This is a genomic window from Pseudomonas sp. GZJR-8 (assembly GCF_002916705.1).
Lineage (GTDB): Bacteria > Pseudomonadota > Gammaproteobacteria > Pseudomonadales > Pseudomonadaceae > Aquipseudomonas > Aquipseudomonas synxantha_A.
In genome coordinates this window covers 1-22,030 of sequence record NZ_JXSI01000020.1, presented here as the reverse complement: position 1 = coordinate 22,030, position 22,030 = coordinate 1, and the positions used below count along the sequence as shown (strand labels likewise).

At 59.1% G+C, this 22,030-nt stretch carries 13 protein-coding genes; 5 read left to right on the top strand and 8 right to left on the bottom strand.

What is annotated here, in order from left to right:
- Positions 1 to 190: 190 nt before the first annotated feature.
- The 4 genes from TK42_RS26090 to TK42_RS26075 all read left to right on the top strand — a co-directional run bounded on the left by TK42_RS26090 (position 191) and on the right by TK42_RS26075 (position 13,023).
- The gene (locus tag TK42_RS26090) at positions 191 to 5,290 is read left to right on the top strand and encodes an SET domain-containing protein-lysine N-methyltransferase (RefSeq protein ID WP_256584802.1); all 5,100 of its coding nucleotides are present in this window, start codon (positions 191 to 193) and stop codon (positions 5,288 to 5,290) included.
- Positions 5,291 to 5,401: 111 nt separating this feature from the next.
- Positions 5,402 to 10,075, top strand: a complete 4,674-nt coding sequence (locus TK42_RS26085) for an SET domain-containing protein-lysine N-methyltransferase (protein ID WP_103735496.1) — start codon at positions 5,402 to 5,404, stop codon at positions 10,073 to 10,075.
- 162 nt (positions 10,076 to 10,237) lie between these two features.
- Positions 10,238 to 11,881 carry an MFS transporter gene (locus tag TK42_RS26080; protein ID WP_032880488.1) on the top strand — a complete coding sequence of 548 codons (1,644 nt, stop codon included), beginning with the start codon at positions 10,238 to 10,240 and terminating at the stop codon, positions 11,879 to 11,881.
- Positions 11,878 to 13,023: an HlyD family secretion protein gene (locus TK42_RS26075; protein ID WP_103735474.1), complete on the top strand. Its 1,146-nt coding sequence runs from the start codon at positions 11,878 to 11,880 to the stop codon at positions 13,021 to 13,023. The genes TK42_RS26080 and TK42_RS26075 overlap by 4 nt, the downstream gene beginning before the upstream one ends.
- A 578-nt stretch (positions 13,024 to 13,601) precedes the next feature.
- Here the strand turns inward: TK42_RS26075 and TK42_RS26065 are convergent.
- From TK42_RS26065 to copC, 8 genes are all read right to left on the bottom strand, one after another.
- A complete protein-coding gene (locus TK42_RS26065) occupies positions 13,602 to 14,882 on the bottom strand; it encodes a TRAP transporter large permease (protein ID WP_078821744.1) in 1,281 nt (426 codons plus the stop codon).
- Position 14,883: 1 nt separating this feature from the next.
- The gene (locus TK42_RS26060) at positions 14,884 to 15,411 is read right to left on the bottom strand and encodes a TRAP transporter small permease (protein ID WP_005789330.1); all 528 of its coding nucleotides are present in this window, start codon (positions 15,409 to 15,411) and stop codon (positions 14,884 to 14,886) included.
- Between the two features lie 63 nt (positions 15,412 to 15,474).
- A complete protein-coding gene (locus TK42_RS26055) occupies positions 15,475 to 16,437 on the bottom strand; it encodes a TRAP transporter substrate-binding protein (protein ID WP_103735473.1) in 963 nt (320 codons plus the stop codon).
- Between the two features lie 51 nt (positions 16,438 to 16,488).
- Positions 16,489 to 17,364 (bottom strand): SMP-30/gluconolactonase/LRE family protein, encoded by an 876-nt coding sequence (locus tag TK42_RS26050; RefSeq protein WP_032880494.1) that lies wholly within the window; start codon positions 17,362 to 17,364, stop codon positions 16,489 to 16,491.
- 30 nt (positions 17,365 to 17,394) lie between these two features.
- Positions 17,395 to 18,213, bottom strand: a complete 819-nt coding sequence (locus TK42_RS26045; RefSeq protein WP_032880497.1) for an NAD(P)-dependent oxidoreductase — start codon at positions 18,211 to 18,213, stop codon at positions 17,395 to 17,397.
- A gap of 170 nt (positions 18,214 to 18,383) precedes the next feature.
- On the bottom strand, positions 18,384 to 19,646 hold the full coding sequence (locus TK42_RS26040; RefSeq protein ID WP_103735472.1) for an OprD family porin: 1,263 nt from the start codon (positions 19,644 to 19,646) through the stop codon (positions 18,384 to 18,386).
- A 261-nt stretch (positions 19,647 to 19,907) separates the two neighbouring features.
- A complete protein-coding gene (gene copD / locus TK42_RS26035; RefSeq protein WP_103735471.1) occupies positions 19,908 to 20,765 on the bottom strand; it encodes a copper homeostasis membrane protein CopD in 858 nt (285 codons plus the stop codon).
- 3 nt (positions 20,766 to 20,768) lie between these two features.
- Entirely contained in the window at positions 20,769 to 21,134 is a 366-nt protein-coding gene (gene copC, locus TK42_RS26030) for a copper homeostasis periplasmic binding protein CopC (protein WP_103735470.1), read from the bottom strand.
- A gap of 117 nt (positions 21,135 to 21,251) precedes the next feature.
- Here copC and TK42_RS26025 point away from each other — a divergent pair, with 117 nt between their 5' ends.
- The gene (locus tag TK42_RS26025; protein ID WP_005789320.1) at positions 21,252 to 21,872 is read left to right on the top strand and encodes a TetR/AcrR family transcriptional regulator; all 621 of its coding nucleotides are present in this window, start codon (positions 21,252 to 21,254) and stop codon (positions 21,870 to 21,872) included.
- Positions 21,873 to 22,030 lie beyond the last annotated feature (158 nt).

Here is a 22,030-nt window from a genome sequence, read left to right as displayed (position 1 = left end):
GACAAGCATTACCGCTGCAAGTACGCATTTTTCGCTTCCCCTGCCGACAGATGAACATCCGTCATTACCTGTGACCGACGGCGTCGACACCTCAATGACGTCCCCTCGTCTCAGCCAGGATAGACCGATACCCAGCAGCCCGGCGCCCTCGCTGGGTAATCTGGGAGGCGCATTATCCTGGTCGGTTCCCTTGAGCGCAGACGAACAGCGGCGCTTGCGTCTTGTCACGATGAATCACCAACACGCCCTTGGCGATCAGCCGCTGGTGATGCAAACCCAGGGCGGGGTGCTGGAGTTTCTGCGGTATCGGCAGCCGCTGCCGGCAGAGGCGGGCGACGACCCGGCTAAAATACTCCAGGCACTGGTCAACTCCCCGCAAGGGCAGCGGATGGGCAAAGCGCTACAGCAAACCATGCAAGGCGTTGACAGCGAAAGCAGCGCAAGCGATTACCTGCTGGCCGCTATCGCCCTGCAGATGGACCCTGAGTCGATCACTGCGCCCGCTCGCAACAGCGTTGCCGGTTTCGACCTGGGCAGTGACACACGTGGGGGGCACCACGCCTCCAAGGTTGTGGCCGGCTTGGCCGAACATTTGAGCAGTACTGGCAAAACCAGCGCTGCACTGGCGAGTGTCGGTGCGTACCTGTTGCTGGCCAAGGCGGCACCGCAGTTTCTGATTAAAGACATTCCCCCGACCGTAAAGGTTGGCAGTCAGGCGTGGGCCAGCCTGACGATGGCTGCGATGACGATTGAGGCGCACACACCCGGCAAAGTCCCTGGTATGACGTTTGCCCAAGTCATGAGTGAGGCGCAAGAAGCGCAGCGGGTCGACCCTGCAGTTACCCAAGCGGCACAAACCCTGGCATTGCTGGACTGGGCCGTGGCGAGCGGCGTGCTCACAAAAAGACAGGATGGCGACTATCTCCCCGCGCAACTTGAATCGGCAAGGGTCGCATTCAACGCGCAACAGGACGCCCGGCTCGTTGCTTCCCAGGCACTGGACACAGCACTGCCCACTCGAAAAGAGATCGCACTGGCCAAGCTCAAGGAGCGTTTTGGCGACCTTGGCGCATTTTTCGAAGAGAAAGCATTCGCGATTGATCAGCACTACGTGGCGATTGAAGGGGGAGGGATTTCGCTATTGGATATCGCCATGATCGACTGGCTGGAACCCCGGCCCTTCAGGGCGTATGAACCGAGCAGTTCACTCAAGGGCAATGACCTGCAAAGGGTGTTAACGCGTTTGAACGCCAACCGGCAGTTTGGCGTGCCGGCTGAATTCGAACGGCAGTTCAGCCGTGCGATCGAGGAAAAAAAGGCCGCCGTCAATACAGTGGTCAGGCACATGATTTCGCAACTGCCGTTGGAAGATCGCCAGCGCCTGGAGTTTGGGAAAATCAGCTTTTTCCAGGAAGGCTCATACGTCATGGATGGTCATTTCAATAATACGTATGGTCAAAATAAACCGGGGCTGCTGGTTAAAACTGAACTGCAAGGCGTGTCGCACGCCTACGTCATCGACTTCAATAAAGGCACGATTGAAACAGCGAGCCTTTACGATACGAAGATCAGGGCGGACAGGGTTGGCAACAAGGTAACGACAACCAAAACGTTCACGCCCAGCCACAAAGCAGATGATCTTGGGCGTGAGCGCCCGTTGGATAACGGGCCATGGGAGAGCTTTACCAGTGCTCGATCCCATGGGATTGCCACGGCCTTTGTCGAGCACTTGGATCTCGACGATCCGGCTATCAAGTTGCAAGCCCGCGAGCAGACTGCCTTGGACACGGCGAACGCGCAGTTGAGCGAGTTTTTGTTGAACCTGATCCCCTTCAGGTCCGCCATTGTCAATTTTCAAAATGGCAAGTACGGCGACGGGACTTTCGATCTCTTGCTGGATGTTTTCGGCTTTCTTACCGCCGGTACCGCCACCGCCGGAAAATTGCTCAAGGTCGGCCGCTCGGCGCTTTCCACCGGCGCCAAGGCACTGCGGGCGGCCAAGGTCATCGGTGTGGCGGCCATTGACGTGCTCAACCCTGTGGGAGGGGTGGGCGATCTGCCCAGGTTGGTGGGTACTGCTGGCCTCTATGTACTGTCCAAAGGCATCAAGGCCGTCAACAAACTCAGAGGCGCCACTGGCAGCTACGACGTGTTGAAAACTATCAGCAAACAGTACGACGTCGCAGCAACAGGCACCTTGAAGGTGGGAGGCCAGACAGTGGAAGGGGCTGCTGTGCTCAAAGGCGGCAAGTGGTATTCATTTGACGCTGACACTATGCGACCTTATGGCAGCCCGCTTGAGCAGTTCAAAGTATCGACCCAGGCTGTCGACGGTGAGGTGGACACGGCGCACATTGATGGGCTGAGTGAGTTGAGCCATGAGCTGTTCGGGCACTTCAAAGTGCCAGACAGCAAAATCGTGGGGCTGTCACGCAATAGTCAGGGGGTGTATGTGGCGGCCGATGGGCACATGTCGCATATACGCCATACCGACAGCAACGGTGATACAGCGGTATATGAGGTGCGCCAGGTTTCGCGCACGGACGACGGTGTTGTGCAGGCGCGGGTTTATCACAACAACCGGCAAACCGAGTTGCTGGTCCAGCATGTACAAGGGGACGAATGGCAGCGCCTGGGGGCGCCCGGTGGCGGGCAGATCACCGCTGAACATTTGCGGGCCTGGGAGGCGTTGTCGCCGGATGAACAGGCCAGTCTTACCCGAAAGGGCTTTGCCAAAAAGAATCACCTCCCCCAGAAAACCTTTGAGTACTACGTGAAACCTGACGGCCAGTTGAGCGATACCGGTGTGATCGTGCGTGACCGCCCCGCCAACGCATTCACCGATAAGGTGACCGAAACGCATGTGCGTGATTGGCAAAACATGACACAAGCGGCGCGTGACGAAATGACCTTGGACGGATTTATCGGCCTTCATAACCTTCGACCAGGAACATTCAAAAGTTATGTGCGCCGGGATGGCACCCCGATGATCAGGGGCGAAGCGTTGCTCAAGTCGTCCGTCGCCCCCAGAAGCAACCAAATTACCGATGATCATTTACGCCAGTGGGATGAGCTTTTCAGGAGCCCGGACAACTCATTGACGTCTGCGCAGTTTGTTAGCCAACACGGGCTCAGCCAACGTAGCTGGGAGATGTACGTCAAGGCGGATGGTTCTTTAAAGGAAATGGGCGCGCAGCGCCTGGAACAGGCACGGCAAAATGCCGCACTGGCGTCCGCAGGCCAGGCCCCGCCCTCCATGGCTGATCATTTGCGCGCTTGGCAGGCGCTGTCTTTGGAGCAACAACAAAGCCTTACCCGTGAGGGGTTCGCCCGGCAAAAACACCTCCACCCGAGAGTTTTTGAGCGCTACGTGCAACCCAATGGTCAACTGACCGCTACCGGTGTGGCAGTGCGCGACCGCCTGCCCGGCACGCCCTTCTATACGGTGACTGAAACCCATATCCGTGACTGGCAAGACATGACACAGGCGCAGCGTGACGTAATGACCCTCGAAGGGTTTGCCGAGCTTTATCACGTCAATCCGGGCTCGTTCAAAACGCATGTGCGGCGAGATGGGACCTTGGGGCCAGTCGGCAGGGAGTTGATGGACAGGGTAGCCGGGGTCGTCCCTAACAGAATTACCGATGACCATCTTCGCCAATGGAAAGCGCACTTCGAGAGCCCGGATAACGCGGTCACGCAAGCGCAGTTCACCCGCGAGAACGGGCTCCATCCTGCTACGTGGAGGGACTGGGTCAACCCTGACGGCTCCTTGAAAAACACCGCCAGGGAACGTCTTGAGCGCGCTGCACTGGGGCCCGCGGCCCATGCTCCGAGGGCGCCGATGCTATTGATCACCGCCGAGCATCTGCGCGACTGGGAGGCGCTGCCGCTTGCGCAACAGCAAGGCTCTGCCCGTAAGAACTTTGTCCGACATAGACACATCTCCCATAGAACCTTTGATCACTACGTGCAGCCTGACGGCAAACTGAGCCCTGCCGGCGAGCTTGTGCGCGACCGCGCGGCCAACACACCGGTTGACAAGGTGACCGAGACGCACATCCAGGCGTGGCAAAACATGACACAGCAGGCGCGGGACGCCATGACCAGGGAAGGTTTTGCCGGTCACCATAACCTCAGTGCACACTCATTCAGATCACATGTACGGGCAGACGGTAGCCTGTCGGCCACCGGCGAAGCACTGGTGAGCAGCGCAACCGATGGCACCTATAGGCGGATCACCAGTGACCTTTTACGCCAGTGGCAAGTGCGTGCCACCAATGCGGACAACTCAATGACGCAAGCGCAGTTCTTGCACCAGCACAGGCTCAATCCAAGCGTCTGGACGAAGTACGTTAAAAGTGACGGCTCCTTTACAGCGATTGCTGTCCAACGTCTCGAACGGTTACAGCAAAACACTGGACCGCGTCTCACGCCCCAGCAACCGGCTGTGGATACGGCACGAAAACGACCGGCATCAGAGTCTCTGGACCCGCCGCAAGCGAAGGTTGCGGATCTGACCTTGCACGCCGATACGCCTCAGGGCGTAGAGGCCCCGGGGCCAACGTTGGCAGTCCCGCCTGTCGTTATCAAGGTTGAGCCCAGTGATTTCCAGACACTGCCCCGCCATCAGATCGACAACACACTGCCGATCCTGCAGGACCCGGCGAACCCCAGGCTCAGCTTGACTCAAGCACTTGAAGGTCCTATCGATGACATCCGTATCGCCTACTGGAATGGTGTGCTTGACGGGCTGGATAGCGCAACAAAGGCGCGCGTTTCAGCCCAGATCAAGGAATCGATCAAAGACTGGCTGCGAACCGAAGGTCAACACCAGTCTCGGTTTGAGGAGGCTATGGAAGTGGTCACGCCGCTGGACGATGGTGGGCCGGCTCGCGGCGCTTCGGTGTGGGCGCGGCGCGATATTCCTCAATATGAAGTGCTTGGTCCGTATGCAGGCAAATATCACCCAGACGAGGCGTCGTTGTTCGAGGAGCAACGCAAGCAAGGCTCGCGGGCTGTAATGACCTACCTGTTTGGTACCCGTTCGGGTACGCGGACGGTGAGTGGGCTGCACACGGGCAACACCCTGAGCCTGATCAACACCTCGCAACTGGGCGATGGGCCAGCGTGGAGGTCCAACAATGTCGTGTCCATCTCGGTCGGGAAAAACCTGACGTTCTACGTGGCGCTGAAGGACATCAAGAAAGGGGAAGAGTTATTGCTGGACTATGGACCGTTCTATAAACCGGTACCTGATATTGCGATCAAACCGGATCCTGATCGCTGAGTTCAGTGCTCGGCGCGTCAGCCTCCGCCCCCTAGCACCCCATGAATGAGCGAAAGCGCCAGCAGGCGCTTTCGTCAGGACGCTTCCTCGACAATGGACAGGTCGTTTTTTATGACAAGCATTAGCGCGGCACACACGCATTTTTCGCTTTCACCGCCTGCTGCTGAAAATCAGTCGGCGCCCGTGACCGACACCTCGTTGACTCCCCAGCCTCCCAACCAGGATGTGCCGTTGCCCGGCAACCCCGCCCCCTCGCTGGGGCATCTGGGCGGGGCATTGTCCTGGCCGGTTCCCTTGAGCGCAGACGAACAACGACGCTTGCGTCTTATCACGATGAATCACGCACATCATCTGGGCGATCAGCCGCTGGTGATGCAAACCAAAGGCGGCGTGCTGGAGTTCTTGCGGTATCGCCAGCCTCTCCCGGCGTCTGTGCAGGACGACCCTGCCAAGATGCTCGAAGCACTGATCCGTTCCCCCCAGGGACAACGGATGGGCAAAGCGCTGCAACAAAGAATGCAGGGCATTGACAGCGCGAGCAGCGTGACGGATTACCTGCTGGCAGGCATCGCGTTGCAGATGGATCATGAGTCGATCAGCGCCCCGGCGCGCAACAAAATAGCTGGGTTCGACCTGGCCAGTGACCATTATTGGGGCCACCCCCCATCGGCAGTCGTGGAAGGCTTGGCCGAACACTTAAGTCGCACCGGCAAAACCAGCGTTGCGCTGGCAAAAGTCGGTGCGTACCTGTTGCTGGCCAAGTCGGCTCCGCAGTTTCTGATCAAAGACATTCCCCCGACGGTGAAAGTCGGCAGCCAGGCCTGGGCCAACCTGACCATTGCCGCCATGACGAGCGAAGCGCAGGCACCGGGCAAAGTTCCCGGCATGACGTTTGCGCAGGTCATGAGCGAGGCTGAAAACGCCCGACGGGTTGACCCTGTGGCCACTCAGCATGCCCAGGCTGCCGCGTTACTCGATTGGGGCGTTGCGAATGAAATCATCCCCAAAAGAAACGCTGACACCTACACCGCTGCACAACTTGAAACCGTCAGAACCGAGTTCAACCAACAGCTTGATGAGCGGATGTCTGCTTCAAAAATACTGGACAAGGCAATACCGACGCGAACAGAAATCGCACAGTTCAAGTTGCAGGAGCGGTTTGGAGACTTGGGCGCGCTGTTTGAAGTCAAAGCACTCAGCACTGATGCGTCTCGCGTGGAGCACGGGCAAAACGGGATAAGCGGCACACATTCACTCTTGGACTACGCCAAGATGGACTTGCCGAATCCGAGGCCGCTGAAGTCGAGCGACTCCCGCATCCCCGTAGAGGCGCTGAACAATAATCCTACGTTCGGCGTTCGGGAGGCTTTCGAACAGCAGTTCACCAGCGCCATCCAAGCAAAAAAGGCTGCGATCAATACAACCGTCAGGCACCTGATCTCGCAGCTACCATCTGCGGATAGGAGGAGCTTGGAGTTTGGAAAAATCAGCTTTTTCCAAGAAGGCTCATACGTCATGGATGGTCATTTCAATAATACGCAGGCTCAAAATAAACCTGGACTGTTGGTCACAACTGAATGGCATGGCACAACAAAAGCCTACGTCATCGACTTCAATAAAGGCTCGATTGAAAGGGCGAGCGTGTACGCAGCGCAGGTTCAGGAGTCCAGGGCAGGCAAAAATGTTTCTACGACCAAAGCGTTCACGCCCCGTCATAACGCAGATGATCTGGGTCGTGAACGCCCGTTGAGTGACGCACTTGTGAATAGTTTCACCAGCGCTCGATCCCGTTCGATTGCCGACGCCTTTGTCCAACACCTTGATCTCGATGATCCCGCTATAAAAGAACAGGCGCGCGGGCAGACACCCCTCGACGAGTATTACAGCCCCAAGCCGTTGAACGATTTTTTGTTGAACCTGATCCCCTTCAGATCGGCCATCGTCAATATTCAGAATGGTAAATATGGTGAGGCAGCATTTGATCTCATGCTGGACATCTTCGGCTTTGTTACTGCGGGGGCCGCCACGGCTGGAAAACTGCTCAAGATCGGCAGCGCTGTTCTCTCCAGCGGTGCAAAGGTGCTAAAGGCTGCCAAAGTCATTGGCGTCGCCACGATTGACTTGCTCAATCCGGTGGGTGGTTTGGGGGATTTGGCAAGGCTAGTGGGCAGCGGCGGCTTGTATGTACTGTCCAAAACCGTCAATAAACTCAGAGGTGCCACCGGCAGTTACGACGTATTGAAGGCGATCAGCAAGCAGTATGACGCAGCGGCGACAGGCGTGGTGAAGGTGGCCGAACAGACGGTGGAGGGAGCCGCCGTGCTCAAGAACGGCCATTGGTATGCTTTTGATGCCGACGCGATGCGACCCTATGGCAGCCCGCTCGAAGAGTTCGTGGTCGCAACCCAGGCTGTCGCCGGTAAGGTGGGCGCTCCGCACCTCGAAGAAGTGAGCGAACTGAGCCATGAATGGTTTGGTCAGTTCAACGTGCCTGAGTCGCGTATTGCTGGCCTTTCACGTAATGGCCAGGGCGTGTATGTGGCCGCCGATGGGCACCTGTCTCATATACGTCATATCGACAGCCACGGTAAGGCGGCGGTGTACGAAGTCCGCCAGGTGTCGCGCACGGAGGACGGCGTTGTGCAGGCCCGGGTTTATCACAACAACCGGCAGACCGAGTTGTTGGTCCAGCATATACAGGGTGACCAATGGCACCGCCTGGGGGCAACCGGTGGTGCAAAGCAAATCACCGCTGAACATTTGCAGGCGTGGGAAGCATTGCCGCGCCAGGAGCAAATAAGGCTTACCCCCAAGGGTTTTGCCCGCCAGCACCAACTGCCCTGGAAAACGTTTGAGTACTGTGTGAAAGCTGACGGTCGACTGAGCGAGACTGGCTTGATCGTGCGCAACCGCCCCGCCAACACGCCGTTCAACAAGGTGACCGAAGCGCATATCCAGAGTTGGCGAAGCTTGACTCGGCATGAGCGTGGCGCCATGACCTTAGACGGGTTTGCCGTTCATCATCACCTGAATTCGCATACGCTCAAAAATTATGTGCGGGTCGATGGCAGCCTGGGGCCAGAGGGTGAAGAGCTATTGGGCAGGGCTGCCGGTACTGCCTATGAGGTAATTACCGATGAGCATCTACACCAGTGGCGCACGCTCTTGGCACAACCGAACAACGTAGTGACGTCAGCGCAGTTCATGAGCCAACACAGGCTCAGCCCAGGCAGTTGGAGTCGCTTCGTTAAAAAGGATGGTTCCTTGAAAGAGGCGGCCGTGCGACGTCTCAATCAGGCCGAGCAAAACACCGCGCTCGCCCCCACCTTCCAGACTTCGGCACGCAAACAGATCATTACGGGTGAACATCTACAGGAGTGGGAGGCGTTGTCGTCCGCGCAACCGCGCAGCATTACCCGTGAGGACTTTGCCCAGCAGAGGAAACTCTCGCCGAAAACCTTTGCCTACTATGTGCAGCCTGACGGCCAGTTGAGTGATACCGGCAAGATTGTGCGCGACCGCGCGGCCAATACACCCTTCAATACACTGACCGAAACGCATATACGTGATTGGCAAAGCAAGACGCAGCAGGCGCGTGACGCAATGACCATGAACGGATTTGCCGGCCATCATCACCTTAATCCGAGTACGTTCAAAAATGGTGTGCGGCAAGATGGTGGCCTTGGGCCGGCCGGTGAAGCGTTGTTGAACAGGGCGGCCGGTCTCACCTATACCGCGCTTACTGATGACCATCTACGCCAGTGGCGGGCGCTCTTCGCTCAATCGAACAGGTCAGTCACGCCGTCGCAGTTTTTGAGCCAACATGGGCTCAACCCAAACACTTGGCATCAGTACGTTAACGCCGATGGCTCTTTAAAAACGGTGACCGTGCAACGCCTCAATCGGGCAGAGCAAGATATCCCGCAGCTCCCCGTGCCCGAGCAACCGGCTGCGAGTGCAACACGAAAACGGCCCGCGCAAGACCCTCTGGATCCGCCGCCGTCGAAATCTTCGGATCTGAACACTCACACCGACACGCCACACAGCGAACAGATCCCAGGTTCGTCTTCGGACATCGTCGTTATCAAGGTTGAACCCGACGTTTCCCCTGTACTACCTCGTCATCAGATCGACAATACTCTGCCGATTCTGCAGGACCCGACGAACCCCAGGCTCAGCTTGACCCAATCACTTGAAGGCCCTATCGAGGACATCCGTATCGCCCACTGGAATGGTGTGCTTGACGGTCTGGATAGCGCAACCAAGGCACGCGTTTCAGCCCGGATCAAGGCGTCGATCAAAGACTGGCTGCGGACCGAATGCCAGCACCAGTCCCGGTTTGATGAAATCCTGGAAGTGGTCACGCCGCTGGATGATGGTGGGCCGGCGCGCGGCGCATCGGTGTGGGCGCGGCGCGATATCCCCCAATTTGAAGTGCTTGGCCCGTATGCCGGCAAGTACCATGCAGACGAGGCGTCGTTGTTCAAGGAGCAACGTAAGCAAGGCTCCCGGGCTGTACTGACTTACCTGTTCGGTACACGTTCGGGTGTGCGTACGGTGAGTGGGCTGCACACGGGTAACACTCTGAGCCTGATCAATACCTCGCAACTGCGCAATGGGCCGGCGTGGAAGTCGAACAATGTCGTTTCCGTGGCGGTCGGGAAAAACCTGACGTTCTATGTGGCGCTCAAAGACATCAAGAAAGGTGATGAGTTGCTGCTCGACTATGGGCCGTTCTATAACCCTGTGCCTGAGATAGCGATCAAGCCGGACCCCGATCGTTGAGGTGAGCCGCTCGGCGCAGGCAGTGGGCCAGCCGATGCCGCCTTTTAGGCCGTTTGAAGATCAATTGTGCGTTCGCCATGGAAAGATGCGCGCTGCTCAGGTTTACTACTACCTGAGTAAGCGCTTCACCGACCTTGCACGTCGGCTCACCAAGGTCACCGAATGGATAAATACACCCCCCACACCTGGCAGCCCCACGAGCGGCCGAGCCTGCCCGGCTCGCCGTCGACGCCGCTGCACCCCACCCACAGGCGCTGGCTGTTTGCGCTGGTGGGCGTGCTGGTAGCAATCACCGGTGGCCTGGGCAATGCCCTGGTTATCGCCAACCTGCAATACCTGCAAGGCGCACTGGGCGCGACCACCGCGGAAATGGCCTGGCTGCCCGCCGCGTATGTCATGACCAACGTGTGCATGAACCTGCTGCTGGTGAAGTTTCGTCAGCAGTTCGGCCTGCGTGCGTTTACCGAAGTATTCCTGGTGTTGTATGCGCTGGTGACTTTCGGCCACTTGTTTGTCAACGACCTCAACTCGGCCATTGCGGTGAGGGCGGCTCACGGCATGGTCGGCGCGGCGCTGAGTTCGTTGGGTTTGTACTACATGATCCAGGCGTTCCCGGCCAAGTGGCGCTTGAAAGCCCTGGTGCTGGGGCTGGGCACCGCGCAATTGGCGCTGCCCCTGGCGCGGCTGTTTTCCGAAGACTTGCTGCAGATCGCCGAATGGCGCGGGTTGTACCTGTTTGAACTGGGCCTGGCGCTGATCTGCCTTGGCTGCGTGTTCCTGCTCAAGCTGCCGCCCGGTGACCGCTTCAAGACCTTTGAAAAACTCGACTTCCTCACCTTCGCCATCCTTGCCACTGGCGTTGCTTTACTGTGTGCGGTGCTGTCCCTGGGGCGTATCGACTGGTGGCTGGAAGCGCCGTGGATCGGTGTGGCCTCGGCCTGCTCGCTGGTGCTGATCATGGCGGGGCTGGCCATCGAGCATAACCGCAGCAACCCGATGCTGATGACGCGCTGGCTGGGCAGCGGCGTGATGATTCGCCTGGCCTTGGCGGTAGTGCTGATTCGCATGGTGCTGTCCGAGCAATCCACCGGTGCGGTGGGGTTCATGCAAATGCTGAACATGAGCTACCAGCAAATGCATACCTTATATGTGGTGATGCTGGCCGGGGCGATTGCCGGGCTGGTGGTCAGCGCGTTGACGATCAACCCGGCGCACCTGTTGATGCCATTGGTGATTTCCCTGGCACTGATGGCGACAGGTTCGGTGATGGACAGTTTTTCCAGCAACCTCACGCGTCCGCAAAACCTCTACATCAGCCAGTTCCTGCTAGGCTTTGGCGGCACGTTCTTCCTCGGGCCGACCATGGTGCTGGGCACGAAAAACGTGCTGACCAACCCGCGCAACCTGGTGAGCTTCTCGGTGATGTTCGGGATTTGCCAGAACCTCGGCGGCCTGATCGGCGCGGCGTTGCTGGGCACCTTCCAGACCGTGCGCGAGAAGTATCACTCAAGCATGATCGTCGAGCACCTGACCTTGATCGACCCCCGTGTGGCGGCGCGAGTGCAGAGCGGCGGGTCGGCCTACGGTGGCATCGTCGCCGACCCGGAACTGCGCAACCTGATGGGCATCCGCAGCCTGGCCACGGCGGCCACCCGTGAAGCGAATGTAATGGCTTACAACGATGTGTTCATGCTGATCGCGATTATTGCGATCCTGACCATGCTGTGGATCTTCACCCGCAGCCTATGGTTGATGAGCACCACCAAGGCAATCCCTCCTGTTCAACCCAGCGGCGCGACTTCATGACCGAACCTTCAACCACCACCACAACCGCCATCGCTGCCACACCGGAAGGCAGCACGCCACCGGGCGCCGTGCCCACGCAAATGCGGCCTTTGCGCGTGCGCATCATCTCGTCCCTGGGTTTTGCCGCCATCGCCATCATCGGTGTGCTGATCGTGCTGTACGCCTGGCAGTTGCCGCCGTTCAGCAGCGCGGTGGAAACCACCGAAAACGCTCTGGTGCGCGGGCAGGTGACGATTATCGGCCCGCAACTTGGCGGCTATGTGTTCGAAGTACCGGTGCAGGATTTCCAGTATGTAAAAGCGGGGGACCTGCTGGTACGCCTGGATGACCGCATCTACAAACAGCGCCTGGACCAGGCCCTGGCGCAGCTGGCCGTGCAGAAAGCGTCCCTGGCCAATGTGGTGCAGCAACGCAACAGCGCCGAAGCGACCATCAAGCTGCGTCAGGCCGCGCTGGTCGACAGCCAGGCCCAGGCGCGCAAGAGTACCGCTGACTTGCGTCGCAACGAAGAATTGATCAGCGATGGCTCGGTGTCCAAGCGCGAGCTGGACGTGACCCGTGCCGCCAATGCCCAGACCATTGCCGCCGTAGCCCAGGCCCAGGCCAGCCTGGAAATTGCCCGGCAAGACCTGCAAACAGTGATCGTCAATCGCGGCTCCCTGGAAGCGGCAGTCGCCAGTGCCGAGGCGGCGGTGGAGCTGGCGCGGATCGATTTGTCCAACACCCGCATCACCGCGCCACGCGATGGTCAGTTGGGGCAGATCGGCGTGCGCCTGGGTGCCTACGTTAACTCCGGCGCGCAATTGATGGCCCTGGTGCCCAAGCAGCTGTGGGTGATCGCCAACATGAAGGAAACCCAGATGGACAATGTGCAGGTCGGCCAGCCGGTAACCTTCACCGTTGACGCGCTGAACCATCGCAAATTCCATGGCACGGTGCAGCATATCTCGCCGGCAACCGGCTCGGAGTTCAGCCTGTTGCAGGCGGATAACGCCACCGGCAACTTCGTCAAGATCGCCCAGCGCGTGCCAGTGAGGATTACCGTGGACCCGGACCAGGCCGAGAGCGAGCGGTTGCGACCTGGGTTGTCGGTGGTGGTGAGTATCGATACGGCAGGGCGCCTGAAAAACAGCCCACCCTGACCCTGACACAGTGCAGAGCAAAATGTGGGAGGGGGCTTGCTCCCGATTAGCACAGGTATCTACACAACTTTGCATTCGCCAACAGTAACCACGATGCGCAGCGAGCCGCTCTTGATCTTGATCTTGATCTTGATCTGCTTTTGATCTCAGGCGCCCCGTTAAACCACGCTGGCCGGAATTCGACAGGGATTTGGGGGGTAAACCGGCAGGGATGCCGGTTTAGCCGCCCCGCGCCATGGATGGCGCGTGGCGGCGGCCCCCCAAATCCATGGCGGATTACGGGCACACCGAGCCTAGGCGAGGTGCCGAGTGGTGGGGCAAGAGCCCTTTTGGTTACTTTTGGGGCTCTTTTCCAAAAGTGACCCGCTGTAAAAGCGGAACCAATAGCGGCCGTTACCCAAACACCGGATATGTACTCGGTCTGATCCAGCACCCTGGTCGGCCCGGAGGCCGCCATCGGGAGCAAGCCCCCTCCCACATTTGACCAAGGTGTGTCACGTAGGCGCCTGTCGATTGTGAGGCCGTCAGGTGAGCAACCCCCCTCTCACATTTGCTCACCTGTGTTCTGACGATTGGGTTTACAGCACCACGCTCGGCAACCACAACGACAGTGCCGGAATGTAGGTCACGGCCATCAGCACCAGAAACAGCACCGCATAAAACGGCAGCAGCGCCTTCACGGTTTTCTCGATGCTTACCTTGCCCACCGCCGCACCCACAAACAGCACCGCACCCACCGGCGGGGTAATCAGGCCGATACCCAGGTTGACCAGCATGATCATGCCAAAGTGCACCGGGTCGACGCCGATACCAAGGATCACCGGCAACAGGATCGGCGTAAGGATCAGGATCAGCGGTGCCATGTCCATCACCGTGCCGAGCAACAGCAGCATGACGTTGATGCACATCAGGATCACGTAGCGGTTGTCCGACAGGGTCAGGAACAGCGTAGTGATCTTCGCCGGGATCTGCATCAGGGTCATGATGTAGCCGAAGCTGGCGGCGAAGGCGATGAGGATCATCACGATGGAAATGGTGCGTACCGTGCGATGCATCAGCTTGGGCAGCTCGCGCCATTTGTAGTCGCGGTAGATGAACATGGTCACGAAAAACGCCCACAGCACCGCGATGGCCGCCGACTCGGTGGCGGTGAAGATGCCCGACAAGATGCCGCCGAGGATGATCACCATGGCCATCAGGCCCCAGAGCGCATCAGCGGCGATCTTCAAGGCCTGCTTCAAGGGGATGACTTCGCCCTTGGGGTAGTTGCGCTTTTTCGCGAAGATCAGGCACAGCACCATCAGGCACGCGCTCATTAAAAGGCCCGGCACCACGCCGGCCATGAACAGCGAGGCGATTGATACCGTGCCGCCGGCGGCCAGGGAGTAGAGCACCGAGTTGTGGCTGGGCGGGGTCAGCAGCGCTTGTACCGAGCCACTCACGGTCACCGCCGTGGCGAACTCCCGTGGGTAGCCACGGCGTTCCATCTCCGGGATCAGCACCGAACCGACCGACGCGGTATCGGCCACCGACGAGCCTGAGATCGCACCGAAAAACGTCGACGCCATGATGTTGACCAGCGACAGCCCGCCGCGCACAAAGCCCACCAGCACCCCGGCAAACGCCACCAGCCGCCGCGACATGCCGCCCTCGGCCATGATCGCTCCGGCCAATACGAAGAATGGAATCGCCATCAGTGAAAACTTGTTCACCCCGCCCGCCACCTGGATCATCAGGGCCTGGAACGGAATGTCGATCCACCACGCGCCGATCAGCGCCGACAAGCCCAGGGCGTAGGCCACCGGCATACCGATCAGGATCAAGGCGATAAAGCTGCCCAGCAGAATCAATGCGTCCATATCAGGCAGCCCCTTCGCTTTCTTCAACCAGGTCGAAACGCACTACGCGCCGGTGGCTCTGGTCGCCCAGCAGGAGTTTTTCCAGCACGAATATCAAGGTCAGCAAGCCGCCAATCGGGATCGGCATATAGGTGATACCCACACGCAGGGTCGGGATGGCGCTCATGAACTGGTTCCAGGTGGACAGGCACAGCTTGGCGCCCCAAATGGTCATGAACAGGCAGATGGTCGCCATCAACAGTTGCGAGACGATGCCGACAACGCGGCGCTGAGCATCAGGCAGGCGATCAGTGATCATCGCCACCGACATATGCGCCCCGGCGCGGTAGCTGGCAGCCGCGCCGATAAAGGTGAACACCAGCATCAGCAGGATCGCAGAGGGTTCCGGCCAACTGGAGCCGGTGCCGAGAATATAGCGGGCGAAGATGCCCCAGGGAATGATCAGCGCGACCCCCAGGACCGAGAGGCCGGCGACCCAGATGCAGGTCATGTAGATACGGTCGTTGATGCGCAGCAGTAGATTCTTCATGGCGTTCACCGTGACCGGGCGCGTCGATGCCGACCGCGCCGGGCCTTGTCAGGGAGGAGGGCGTTACTGAACGGCGTCGATACGCTTGATGATGTCGGCGTAAGGCGCACCGTACTTCGCGCGAACCTGCGCGGTGGCGTCATAGAAGGGCTTTTTGTCGACGGTGATGAACTCGACCCCGGCCTTTTTGAGTTTCTCTTCACTGCTGGCCGACTTGGCATCCCACAACACACGCTCGTCAGCCTGGGCGGCCTTGGCGGCTTCCTTGACCATGTCCTGCTGTGCGGCGGTGAGCTTGTTCCAGGTGATTTTCGACATCACGATGGGCTCGGGCAGGATCAGGTGTTCGGTGAGGGTGTAGTACTTGGCGTTCTGGAAGTGGTTGTGTTCCAGAAGCGTCGGCGGGTTGTTTTCTGCGCCGTCGATCACCCCGGTCTGCAAGGCGCTGAAGATCTCGCCGGTGTCCATGGCGATACCGTTGGCGCCCATTGCATTGAAGGCTTCGATGAAAATCGGGTTGCCTTGCACGCGAATCTTCATGCCCTTGAGGTCTTCGATCTTGCGCACTGGTTTCTTGGTGTAGAGGTTGCGCGTGCCGCCGTCCATCCAGGCGAGGGCGACCAGGCCGAACTCGGAATCGGTGATCTTGGCGAGGATCTCATCGCCGATTTCGCCGTCAATCACTTTGCGCATATGCGCCTGGTCGCGGAACACGAACGGCAGGTTGAACACATTCACGTCCGGCACCACCGGGCCGACGATGCCAAGGCTGACGCGGGTCATTTGCACGGCGCCCACCTGGGCCTGTTCGACGACTTCCTTCTCGGAGCCGAGCACACCGCCCGGGAAGTACTTGAAGGTCAATTCGCCCTTGCTTTGCTGGGTCAGGGCCTTGCCCATGTTTTCTTCGGCGACCACGGTGGGGTAGCCAGCGGGGTGGATATCGGCAAACTTGATTTCCAGCGCGTGGGCGGCGCTGCTGAGGGCCACGAGTGTGGCAGCGAGCAAGGTGCGTTTGAAGTCCATGGGCGGTGATTCCTGTCTTGTTATTGTTGTATTCAAGGCACAGCGATGCAGCTAGAGGATGAACTGGGGTTCGGGCAATCCCTTGACGCCGGGGTTGAGGGCAAACACGCCGCCGGACAGCGAACTGTCACGCTGATCGTCACGAATGGAGGTGACGTACAGGGTGTCCAGGCGGCTGCCGCCGAAGGCGCACATGGTGGGTTTTTTTACCGGTACGGTGAGGGACTGGTCGAGGCGACCGTCGGGGGTGAAACGGTGGACCAGGCCGGCATCGTTGGCGCAGATCCAGTAGCAGCCATCCGCGTCGACAGCTGCACCATCGGGCCTGCCGAGAAAGTCATGCATGTCCACAAACACCCGGCGGTTGGACGGCGCACCGGTGTCGATGTCGTAGTCGAATGCCCAGATCTGCTGCACTAGCGGGTGTGAATCAGAGGCATACATTGTGCGGCCATCGGGGCTGAAGGCCAGACCGTTGAGGGTGATGAAACCATCGAGCTGCGCATGGGGCGCCGTGCCAGACGCATAGCGATAAAGGGTGCCCTCAGCGGCGTTCAACCCCATGTTCAGCACCATGCTGCCGGCCCAGAAGCGGCCTTGGCGATCACAGCGGCCGTCGTTCAAGCGCATGTCCGGGCGCGGATGTTCGACACCGGCCAAGAGCGTAGTGTCGAGGCTGCCGTCGTTGTGCGGGGTCAGTTCAAAGAAGCCGGTTTCCATGCCTGCCACCCAGTTGCCCGCTTGGGTACGGGCGATGCAGGCTAGCATCTGCGGGGCCTTCCAGGCACGCAGGTGCCCGGCAGAGGCGTCCCAACGGTGCAAGCCACCGTTGGGGATGTCCACCCAATAGAGGGCGTTTTCTTCAGGCACCCATATCGGGCATTCCCCCACGGCGTTGCGGGCATCGACAATCAATTCTGCAGTCATGGCCACTCATTCCTTTGGGTTGCTGTGCACTCAGTCACCGAACGGGCCTGCCGCGCAGAACGCGCCGCCCTGATAAATCCTTGCCGGGTCATCATCTGCGACCGGCGGCTGGGCCTCGACCTGGGCGCGGAACACTTCGGAGCTGTCCTTGGGCGCAAAGCCCAGGTGTGCGGCGTAGCGGTTGTCCCACCAGGTGTCGAGGTTGGCCGACATGCCGTAGACCACGGTATGGCCGACATCGGGCGTGTACAGCGCGCGTTCGAGTAGTTGGGTCAGGTCGTCGAAGCTCAACCACGTGTGCATCATCCGGCGGTTCTGCGGCTGCGGGAACGAGGAGCCGATGCGGATGCTCACCGTCTGGATGCCATAACGGTCAAAGTAGAAACTGGCCATGTCTTCGCCGTAGGACTTGGACAGGCCGTAGTAGCTGTCCGGGCGGCGTGGGGAGTGGGCGTCGAGTTGTTCACCCTGTTTATAGAAACCGATCACATGGTTGGAGCTGGCGAAGATCACACGCTTTACGCCATGGCGACGTGCGGCCTCGTAGATATGGAAGATGCCGCTGATATTGGCGCCGAGCACTTCTTCGAACGAGCGCTCTACCGATACGCCACCAAAATGCAGGATGGCGTCGACGCCTTCTACCAATTGGTGCACGGCTTGCTTGTCGGACAGGTCGCAGGTTTGCACTTCTTCGCGGGCATCGATGGCGGGAGCCATGTCGGCGATATCCGACAGGCGCAGGACCTTGGCGTAAGGGCGCATACGTTCGCGCAAAACTTTACCGAGGCCACCGGCGGCGCCGGTGAGCAGCAGGCGGTTAAACGGAGCAGGGGTTGTGGTGGTCATGGGCGTTCCAGATTTTTGTTGTAGGTTGTCGTATGACTATATGGAAATAGTGTTAGGGATTCTTGGTGTTGTCAACGTCCTTCCAGGCGCATGAGATCAAAGGTGGGAGCTGGCAAGCCAGCTTCCACATGGATGTGTGGCACCTTTGAGATCGAGTTCGACCCTGGAACTTACAACAACGAAATCGGATAGCTGATGAAAATCCGGTTCTCATCAAACTCGTTATTGCTGAAGTCGCGCCGCATTGTCGAATTGCGCCACTTCACATTGAGGTTTTTCAGTGCACCACTTTGCACCGTATACGCCAGTTCCGACTCACGTCCCCATTCCTTGCCATCGGTGATCGCTGCGGTGTGCACGTTACTGCCGCTGATATAGCGGTTCATCAGGGTCAGCCCTGGCACGCCGAGTACGACAAAGTTGAAGTCATGGCGCACCTGCCAGGATTTTTCCCTGGCATTGTCATAGCTGGAGTTGTAGCTGTCGTTGGCCAGCGTGCCGCCGCTGGTGCCGTTGATGCGCATCCATACAATGTCGCCGGTGAGTTTTTGCAGGCCGACGTAGAAGGTGTGGGCGTTGTATTTGGCCGAGAGCAGGGCGAACACGGTCTTGTTGTCGAGGTCGCCGGCCAAGGCGCTGCCGTCTTCCTTGCCGTTGAAGAAGCCAAGGTTGGCGCCCAGGGTCCAGTCGCCCACCGGCTGGCTGTGGGTGAGGTTCAGATACTGTTGCTGGTAGATATCAGTGAGTTCGGCGTACCACAGGCCGACCTGGGTGCGCTTGTCGTTGAAGGTATATTCGCCCCCGCCGAAGTTGAAGCGGTCCGAGGTGAACGCAGCTTTGCCGTTCATGAACATGTCTTCCATGCTCGCGTCGTTGCGTGGGCTGTTGCCGCGAAACTGGCCGCCGTAGAGGGTCAGACCGGCGATCTCATTGGACGTGACCTGGCCGCCGCGAAAGGTCTGGGGCAGAGAGCGGCCATCATCGGAACGCAGGATCGGCAGCACTGGCATCCACTCGCCAAGTTTGAGCTCGGTCTTGGACAGCCTGGTTTTCAGCGCGACCCCAAGGCGTCCGAAATTGTCGGCAGGGCGGCCATCGTCATGCACCGGCAGCAGTTGAGTACCGGCAGTGCCTTTGCCGCCATCGAGCTTTTGCGAATACAGGCCCAATACATCAATCCCGAACCCGACAGTGCCTTGGGTAAAGCCGGATTTGGCGTCGAGAATGAAGTTTTGCGTCCACTCTTCGGCCTTGCCCTGAGGGTTGCCGGGGTTGGTGAAGTTGCGGTTGAAGTAGGCGTTGCGCAGGTTGAGCGTGGCCTTGGCGTCGTCGATAAAACCTTCGGCTTGAACGCACAGGGGCAGGGTGACGGCCAGGCTAGCGAGGCTGATAAGGCCCAGGCGTGCAGAGCAATTGCGGGCGAATTGACTCACAGTGAGGCTCCCTTTCTTTTGTTGTTTTTATTATTTGTTATACGTCGTCGTACAACATTGAGCGGGATATTTGCGGGGTTTTCGGGGTGTGTCAAGCAGAAGTTATACGATGACTGTGTATGACCTGATCTAAAGCGGGCAGGGTCAATGTGGGAGGGGGCTTGCTCCCGATAGCAGTGTGTCAGTCACAGATGATCTGACTGATACACCGCTATCGGGAGCAAGCCCCCTCCCACATTTGATTGAGTTAAACCTGGTTTTTTATACCGTTAAAACCATCGGAGGCAGGGTGCCAAGGAGTGAAACGGCGGCTACTGCGCAGACCCCCAGCAGCCATTCCATCATCACGCTGGCTTTCAAACTGCCCAAGCGCTGTTCGCAGCGTTCGATACGCAACCGGTTCAGCAGCGCCAACCCCAACATCCCCGCCACCAACCCCACCTTGATCAGCAGGATCAAGGCAAACCCATTGAACAGTGGCGTGGGCCACAGTTGCCCGGTGAGCACGCGCACATTGATCAAACCGGTTACCAGCAAGCCGGCGACGAGGCCGTAACCCACGCCGCTGAAGCGCCGCAAAATCGGCTCCAGCCGGTGCTCTTGCGCGTGCCTGAGGATCAGCACCAGCACCAGCAACCCACCCAGCCAGGCCCCCACGCAGAGCAGATGCACCACTTGGTTGAGGATCAGCAATTGCCCACTCAGCCCGTCGAGCATGGCGCCATGGCCCACCGGCGCGAGGGTCGCCAGCAGCAGGGTGATCAATGGCAAACGCAAGGCTGGCCAGGGTTTGATCAGCACGATCACCAGCAGAACATTCAGCAGCAGATGCCAGGACCATACCTGGCCGAAAAAGGTCTTGCCCAGCACCAATTGCACGGTGGCCGGTTGCAGCGCCGCGTCCCAACTGCCGGCCATGCTGGCGGTGATCAGCAGTAGCCACGCCACGCCGGAGCCAAGCCCCAGCCAGGCCAGGCCACGGGTGATGCATAGCAGTTGCCGGTCCAGAGCCGGTTGTACCTGGGCGCCGAGCAGCCAGGGTCGGAGCACGCAAGCCCCGAACATCAGCAGCACGACCATAAAATGCAGGAAACGGCATAGCACCAGCAGGGTTGCCATGGGTTACTGGCCGACCTTGAAGCTGTATGTACCGCTGCTCTTGTGGGTGTCGACCGACACTGCATTCCACACCACTTTGTAATTGCCGCTCGCGAGCGGGGCGGCAGGGGTCACGACCAGGACTTTCTTGTCCGCGTCCGGGGTTTCCAGGCCCTTGATGGCGATTTCAGTGCCGTCCTTGCTCAGGGACACCTTGGTGAAGGTGGCTTCGACGCCTTCGGTGAAGGTCAGGCGCAGGTCTTTCGGTGCGGCGACGTTGCTGTTGGCCGCAGGTTCTGCGCTCTTGAGGTGGGCATGGGCAAATGCCGCCGAGGCGCCCAGCAGGGAGGTGAGCAGGGCGAGGGTGGTCAGGGCTTTCTTGATCAACATTGTTCAATACCAATCAATGGGTAGGGAGCGGGCAGTGTACGAAGTTTCGGCTTGGCCTGTCGCCCCGATCTAGAGCTGGTGGTAGTCTTTAATTCGTGTTGTTGTCAGGGAGCCCTTATGGGCAATCACAAGATCGGAATCCGTCGGGTCAACGTCGAGAAAATCCTGCTGGCGGCGGAAAAAGTCTTCGCTGAAAAAGGCTACGGCAGCACCGCAATGGCCGACATCGCCGAAGAGGTGCAACTGCCGCGTTCCAACCTGCATTATTACTTCACCACCAAGAGCGAGCTGTACAGCGCGGTGCTGTTCGACCTGCTGGAGCTGTGGAAGCAGGATGCCCTGAGCTTCGAAACCTTCGATGATCCGCGGGTGGTGCTCAGCAGCTACATCCGCGCCAAGATGCAGCGCTCGCGTACGCGGCCGTATGGCTCCAAGGTCTGGGCCAATGAAATCATCCACGGCGCGCCCACGCTCGGTGAGGCCCTGGATGAAAGCCTGTACGACTGGGCCAAGATGAAGGAAGCGAAGATTCGCCAGTGGGTGCAAGACAAACGCATCCTGCCGGTGGAACCGTCGAGTCTGCTCTACATGATCTGGGCCTCGACCCAGCACTATGCCGACTTTGATCACCAGGTGAAGATTTTGAATGATCACCAGCCGTTGTCGGATATGCAGTTCGAAAAGGCGATTCAGACGGTGACCAGTGTGATCTTGCGGGGGATCGGATTGGAGCCTTGAGCCTTGTGGTGAGGCTGAGGGCCCCATCGCAGCATGGGTATCTACACAACTTCGTAGCAGTCACCAGTAACCACGATGCGAAGCGAGCCGCTCTTGATCTGCTCTTGATCTGCTTTTGATCTTAGGCGCCCCGTTAAACCACGCTGGCCGGAATTCGA